This is a genomic window from Neobacillus drentensis, assembly GCF_036965645.1.
In the GTDB taxonomy this organism is placed as follows: domain Bacteria; phylum Bacillota; class Bacilli; order Bacillales; family Cytobacillaceae; genus Neobacillus; species Neobacillus drentensis_D.
The window spans coordinates 1-6,980 of sequence record NZ_JBALPZ010000084.1; the positions used below are offsets into that span (position 1 = coordinate 1).

Annotated in this window: 6 protein-coding genes; 5 read left to right on the forward strand and 1 reads right to left on the reverse strand. The window is 41.3% G+C overall.

The genetic code is table 11. From position 1 onward, the window contains the following. Positions 1-491 (forward strand): hypothetical protein (locus tag V7266_RS16650; RefSeq protein WP_335469213.1); only part of this gene is annotated, 491 nt, incomplete at its 5' end. A 35-nt stretch (positions 492-526) separates the two neighbouring features. On the opposite strand, the gene V7266_RS16655 is transcribed toward V7266_RS16650, so the two are convergent. Next, positions 527-1,150, reverse strand: coding sequence for a 4Fe-4S binding protein (locus tag V7266_RS16655; protein ID WP_335469215.1), 624 nt, complete (start codon positions 1,148-1,150; stop codon positions 527-529). Positions 1,151-1,427: 277 nt separating this feature from the next. On the opposite strand from V7266_RS16655, the gene fdhF reads away from it, so the two are divergent. The 4 genes from fdhF to V7266_RS16675 all read left to right on the forward strand — a co-directional run bounded on the left by fdhF (position 1,428) and on the right by V7266_RS16675 (position 6,722). Further along, positions 1,428-4,388, forward strand: a complete 2,961-nt coding sequence (gene fdhF / locus V7266_RS16660; RefSeq protein WP_335469218.1) for a formate dehydrogenase subunit alpha — start codon at positions 1,428-1,430, stop codon at positions 4,386-4,388. Further along, the gene (locus V7266_RS16665) at positions 4,381-4,923 is read left to right on the forward strand and encodes a DUF1641 domain-containing protein (RefSeq protein WP_335469221.1); all 543 of its coding nucleotides are present in this window, start codon (positions 4,381-4,383) and stop codon (positions 4,921-4,923) included. Before fdhF ends, V7266_RS16665 begins: the two co-directional genes overlap by 8 nt. Positions 4,924-5,036: 113 nt before the next feature. Further along, complete coding sequence (gene fdhD / locus V7266_RS16670) at positions 5,037-5,831, forward strand: formate dehydrogenase accessory sulfurtransferase FdhD (protein WP_335469224.1); 795 nt, start codon at positions 5,037-5,039, stop codon at positions 5,829-5,831. A 306-nt stretch (positions 5,832-6,137) separates the two neighbouring features. Continuing rightward, on the forward strand, positions 6,138-6,722 hold the full coding sequence (locus V7266_RS16675) for a hypothetical protein (RefSeq protein ID WP_335469226.1): 585 nt from the start codon (positions 6,138-6,140) through the stop codon (positions 6,720-6,722). Positions 6,723-6,980 lie beyond the last annotated feature (258 nt).

Sequence of the window (6,980 nt, forward strand, 5' to 3'; positions counted from 1 at the left end):
ATGATATCCTTGACGATCGATTTAAAATTCAGTACAAGAAAAATTCAAAGACCCATACAAATGCAATGACGACAATATCACAATGTCCAGAACCCTATGATCTATATATTAAAATTGATGACGATGATATTTATAAAAAGGATTATGTGAAAACTGTAGTTGAATATTTTGAGAAACATCAATGTGATATATTAAGCTCAAAAATAAGTTATCAACTGAATAACTACCATTTAGCAAAAGGTAATTACAAAAGTCTGGGTGGTCATTTTCCAAATAATAACTACCGAATGCCTATGACATTTGCATTTAGTCAAAAAGCATACCAAATTTTACTTACTATTAAAGATAATAATAATTACGAGGATTTGCAGTGGAGGACTGCCTGGAGCAAGTATGGATTAAAAGACGATAATGTTGATAATTCAAGTAATATCATTTGGCATATTCATGGTAAAAATACATCAGTAAGTAGTTGGTTCCGCCCTAATTAAGATTCTTTTCAACACAGAAAGATCCTTGTAACCTTTTATTTGGTTTTTCGTAAATCCAAATATTGAACTGTCTTTCCATCAGGTTCAATCTGTACAATCAATTGGTTTTTGTTAAATTTATAAATGATTTGTTCACATTTGGCACTTTCATAGCAAGTAACGATCTTCATTTCATTTGGTTTACCATACGTGCTGAGTCTTTTTCCAAAAACAATCGCCAAAATGACCATGACAAGGGGCATTGAAAAATAAATGATTAAATCGAAATCCTCGAGAATGGATATACCAGTAGAAAGTTGGTAGAAGAAATGTGTCTGTGTTTTTCCACCAGCAAGAAACAATAAAACAATAATGCTGCTAAACCAAGGGACCCAAATGACATATTTAATCCAATTTTTCCATCCGATCTGAAAAGGACGATTTCCATTTGCCATCGAAAAACATTCCTGCAAACCTCCTGCTGGGCAAACCCAGGCACAAAACCCTCTGCCCGTAAACATGGAAATGACAAATAAGACGATAAAAACTATCAGGCTGCCTGAAATGACTCCGTAATATGCTCCCGACAAACTAATCACAGGTGAAAGATAATAAATTGTTACTGGAAAAAACAAGAACGAGAGAAATAGTAAAGTCTTTCTGATCGATTGTCTTTTCATTTTATTCACCCCATTTGATTTTTTCATCTCCATTATATTCCATTTTTTAAAAATCAAAGAGGTCCATTAATGACGAAATTAAGTATATTGTTGCCATTAAAAGCTTCGAGTGTTCCCAACACACATTGTATCTATATTTACCAGTACGAGTCCTGCCTTATTTCAACTTCAAACAACCCTCTCCCTTTATTTTTAATAGAACTCAAAGGATTTGGTTTTCATTTTTCGAAAGATGGGGTACTAAACAAATAAATAAAGTAGAAAGGGTGAAGCCATTTTGGTAAAAAACCTACGAGTTACGATCAACGGAGTAGTAGTGGAGACAGCAGAAGGCCAGACGGTTCTGCAATTCTTGAATGACAGCTCTATTGAAGTTCCCCAGGTGTGCTATCATCCCAGCCTTGGACCCATTGAAACGTGTGATACTTGTATCGTTGAGGTAAATGGGGAACTTGTCAGATCCTGTTCGACCCCTATAAAAAATGGGGATGTCATCGACACAAACGCCCCGCTTGTGAAAAAATCGCAAACAGCAGCGATGGACAAGATTCTTCATAACCATGAATTATATTGTACCGTTTGTGATTACAACAACGGAGGCTGCGAAATACATAACACTGTTAAGGAGATGCGGATCAACCACCAAAGTATTCCGTGGGAGCAGAAACCGTATCAGACGGATATGTCGAATCCTTTCTACCGCTATGATCCGGATCAGTGTATCTTGTGCGGGCGCTGTGTCGAGGCCTGTCAGGATGTTCAAGTGACAGAAACGCTGAGAATTGATTGGGGCCTGGAACAGCCACGAGTCATCTGGGATAACGATGTTCCGATTAACGAATCCTCCTGTGTATCATGCGGTCATTGTTCGACCGTATGTCCCTGTAATGCGATGATGGAGAAAGGAATGCTCGGGGAAGCTGGTTATCTGACAGGTGTGGAGAAGGGAACCCTCCGGTCGATGATCGAGTTGACCAAAGGAGTGGAGACCGGGTATGGGTCGATTCTTACCGTTTCCGATCTGGAATCTGCGATGCGGGAAGCGAGAGTGAAACGAACCAAAACCGTCTGTACGTTCTGTGGTGTCGGCTGCAGCTTTGATGTCTGGACAAAAGGACGCGAGATTCTAAAGATTGAACCAAACGTAGAGGCACCAGCGAATGGAATTTCCACCTGTGTAAAAGGAAAATTCGGCTGGAGTTTTGTAAATAGCGAAGAGCGTTTGACAAAGCCGCTGATCCGTGAAGGCGACCGCTTCCGTGAAGCGGAATGGGATGAGGCCCTTGATTTAATTGCGAAACGCTTCCGAGAGATTAAGAGCCAGTATGGCCCGCATTCGCTCGGCTTTATAACTTCTTCTAAATGTACAAATGAAGAATCCTTTTTGATGCAAAAATTGGCCCGGCAGGTCATTGGAACAAACAATGTTGATAACTGTTCACGTTATTGCCAGACACCGGCAACGGTTGGGCTGCACAGAACCGTTGGCTACGGCGGTGATGCTGGTTCGATTAAGGACATCGCCAAAGCAGGCCTTGTCATCATCGTGGGGTCGAATACATCGGAAGCTCACCCTGTTTTGGCTACAAGGGTCAAGCGCGCCCATAAACTGCATGGGCAAAAACTGATTGTGGCAGATTTACGTGAGCATGAGATGGCGGCTCGTGCTGACCTGTTCATTCACCCCAACGCTGGGTCCGATTTGGTTTGGCTCTCTGCTGTGACCAAATACATCATTGATATGGGCTGGGCAGATGAAGATTTTATCGAACAGAATGTTAATGGTTTTGATGAATACCGGGAAAGTCTGGCGTCTTATACATTGGGATATGCAGAAGAGGTTACTGGTATTTCTAAAGAGACGCTGATTCAAATGGCGGAAATGATTCGTGATGCAGATGGAACCGCGATTCTTTGGGCGATGGGTGTTACCCAGCATCTCGGCGGCAGTGACACAAGTACAGCCATTTCGAACCTATTGCTGGTGACAGGGAACTATGCACGGCCAGGTGCAGGGGCCTATCCGCTCCGTGGCCATAATAACGTTCAAGGTGCCGGTGATATGGGCAGTGCACCGGAAAACTTTCCAGGATATCAGCGCGTCGATAACCCTGACGTACTGGATAAATTTGAACAGGCTTGGGGCGTTAAACTTTCGTCGGAAGTCGGCATTAATAACCACGATATGATTGAAGGAATTCACGAAGGAACGTTGAAGGCGATGTATGTAAAAGGAGAGGAAATGGGGTTAGTGGATTCAAACATTAACCATGTACATTCTGCCTATGAAAAGCTGGAATTTTTTGTCGTTCAGGATATATTTTTCTCCCGGACTGCCCAATATGCGGATGTTGTTCTGCCGGCAAGTCCAAGCCTTGAAAAAGAAGGAACGTTTACGAACACGGAACGACGTATTCAAAGGCTGTATCAAGTGTTTGAACCGCTTGGCGACTCTAAGCCAGACTGGGAAATCATTCAGTTAGTGGCGAACCGGCTTGGTGCCAACTGGAATTACAAGCATCCAAGTGAAATTATGGAAGAAGCAGCGAGGCTGATGCCGATTTATGCAGGTGTCACCTATGAGAGATTGGAAGGTTATAAGAGTTTGCAATGGCCGGTAAAACCAGATGGGAAAGATACCCCGCTTCTTTACACAGAAGGATTCCCTTTCCCGGACCTGAAGGCGCGGGTTTATCCAGTGCAATGGACAAAGCCGCTTGATTTTGAGGAACAATATGATCTTCATTTGAACAATGGCCGTTTATTAGAGCATTTTCATGAAGGGAATCTCACCTACAAATCAAAAGGAATTTCAGAAAAAACACCAGAGGCTTTTCTTGAAGTATCTCCGGAGCTTGCAGCAGAACGCGGCCTAAATGACGGAACGCTTGTTCGCCTAACTTCACCGTTTGGGAACGTGAAGGTGAAATGCTTGATCACGGCTCGAGTTAAGGGGAATGAATTGTATCTGCCCATGAATGATTCGGGGGACGGAGCCGTCAATTACCTGACAAGCAGTGCTGCCGATAAGGATACAGATACTCCTGCTTACAAGGATACTCGTGTCAAAATGGAGATTTTACAGGAAGAGGGAATCAATCCTCTGCCAAGAATCAATTTCCGATACGGGAACCCACAGCCGCAGCTGGGCGTTCAGGTGCAAAAGAAATGGGCCCGAGGGGATTACGTCTTCCCTGGTGATCTTGTGAAGGAAAGGGAGCGGTCAGCGAATGGCTAAAGCAATCAAGCATATCGAACGAATCGAGCTAACTGAAGAGGAGCAGCGCAAAAGGGATTTAAGAGAAATAGAAGATTCCCTATTAAAAAATAAGCAAGCGTTACTGGATACACTAGATTTGGTGAAGCATATGCACGATCGAGGGGTTATTCCTTTCATGAGCGGATTATTTGCCGAGGGCGACAAGGTCCTGCAAATCCTTATTAAAAAGGCGGACTCGAAGGAAACCACCAATACGTTAAAAAATCTTCTGTTAATGGTTGGTGTTCTAGGTACCATCAATGTGAAACAGCTTGAACCGATTCTCCTTAAGTTGAATGCAGGTATTGCTAGAGTATCAGAATGCAAGGATGATGAAGCTGAGATCGGTTACTTTGATATTGTCAGGTCATTAAAGGATCCAGAAATAAACCGTTCCATTGGCTTATTTTTTGAATTCTTGAAAGGGATGGGAAGCGAAACGAGCCATTTGGAACGGACGACCCAGCTGCCTGAACATCAGGCACAACATGCCAATCCCGGCCACCATCTGTAAATCTATTGGGTCTTGGCCGAAGCTGGCTGAGACCCGTTTAAGTTTAGAAAATCGAAACCAATGTTGACCACATAGAGCAGAAGTCTATTAAAGCGAGAAGAGGAGGAAAGGCTGTGTTAGATGAAATCATGACTAGTCAACACATTGTCAAATATAATGGGGATTCCTTTATCGAACAAGAGGATGACATCGCCGTGGAATCGGCCTTAACGATTATTCTTGATGGAGAAGAGTTTGCCACCATCGTTTGTTCTCCATCTGAAATCCAAGAATTAGTGGTTGGTTTCTTAGCCTCCGAGGGAATCATTCGTGTTTTTCAAGAGATTCAATCCATTCAGGTAGATGATGAAAAGGGATTCGCGTACGTGGACCTGGTAAAGAAACAATCTGTCCAAAAAGAGTTCCATTCCAAACGATTCATTGGTTCTTGCTGCGGAAAAGGGCGTCAATTTTATTTTTATAATGATGTGAAGACAGCTAAGACCATCCGGTCAAAATTGACCATCACACCACACCAATGCTCAATTTTAATGAAGCAGCTGCAGGAAAGTTCCGCTCATTTTCGGAAAACGGGCGGGGTCCATAACGCCGCCTTATGTACGAAGGAAGGGATCGTGATCAAAAGAACTGATATTGGGAGACATAATGCGCTGGATAAACTTTTTGGCTACTGTCTGATTCATCGAATACCATTAAAGGATAAAATCATTGCATTTAGCGGAAGAATCTCCTCGGAAGTCCTTCTCAAAGCAGCCAAGATTGGCGCAAGCATCATCCTATCAAAATCGGCTCCTACTAATCTCGCCCTAGATTTAGCAGAGGAGCTTGGCATTACGGCGATTGGTTTTATTAGGGAAGGAGGCTTCAATGTCTATACCCATCAGGAACGGATACAAGGACTGGACTAGCAATCGTCATTTAGCAACGGGCTATGATTTCTGGATTAACCTTCTATTTTTTCTCTTATAAAAATATAAATTACGAAATCGCTTCGAAAGACGATTCTCAACACTATGAAATTTTAAATTCACATTTATATCGTTTGAGGTCTAAGTTATAATTAGAAGTAAGGCTGACATCATCTGTGCACAGGTTGTCAGAAATTTTCTGCAAAGCAAGAGAGTTCATGGGCGGAAGAACAGCCTTACAATCTGTTTTACATATAGTAGGAGTTCTTTATACGAAAAATAAACCAAGCAGAGGAGAAGAACACATTGTCAATGGAATTGTTATCAAAAAATACAGCAGGTGTGTTTAGCGCTTTCATTAAGCAGCCCCATTGGGATAAAGTTGAGTTGCGAGAAGGGATTAATAAGATTTTGTTACAAATAAGAGAAAGTGCGAGTTCTCAGGAAGCGTATCTAGAGTCACTCTTAGCAAGTGTTACCTTTCAATATGCAAATACAAGTACTGCAATTTCTTTTTTAACACAGTGTATTGAAGAAGAACAGTTTTTCTCTCAGGAAAGTTTTCAATCCATTATGGTGAATGTTCCTAGACAAGTCCAAGATTCAAATTACTTAGCAGAAAATATGCCTAGGTTTAAGGAATTGGTTTATAAGGGCTCAACGATTGAAGAACAAGTAGTCCATGCAGAAATGGTTTTTTTCCATACCAAGCTTGTAAACGACTTGCTGATTGAATTTATAGGAGCATTCCTGCAGCCAAATAATAGTGGATTTATGGTGAACTTCTTGGAATATTCTTCTCAAGTAGTCCTTGATACTGTTATGCATTATTGCCAAACCTCTTCTAATCTTATTATAGAAGAATTAAACTCTAGTATTTTAACTCAGTAAAAGTGATGAGTAATAATAATTGTTAAAGCTTAACTGGCATCCTTTTTTTTGAAAACGTCACCAAAACACTTTTAATAAAAGCAATTACCCCCTAACTAGTAGAGAAGGGGGTTTTTTTATGGCTATATCGAATGGTTTTGGTCTGATGACTAAACATGTAATTAAAAAAGTGTTTTTAAATAGCTGGCAACAATATGAAACCAGCAAAATCGCGTAAAAAGAAAATTACATTTAATAATTACAAAAAATATCTAGTTC

Excerpts from the sequence above, each read along its gene's own strand:
- V7266_RS16655 (WP_335469215.1), bottom strand. The coding sequence starts at position 1,150 with ATGAAAAGACAATCGATCAGAAAGACTTTACTATTTCTCTCGTTCTTG.
- V7266_RS16665 (WP_335469221.1), top strand. The coding sequence starts at position 4,381 with ATGGCTAAAGCAATCAAGCATATCGAACGAATCGAGCTAACTGAAGAG.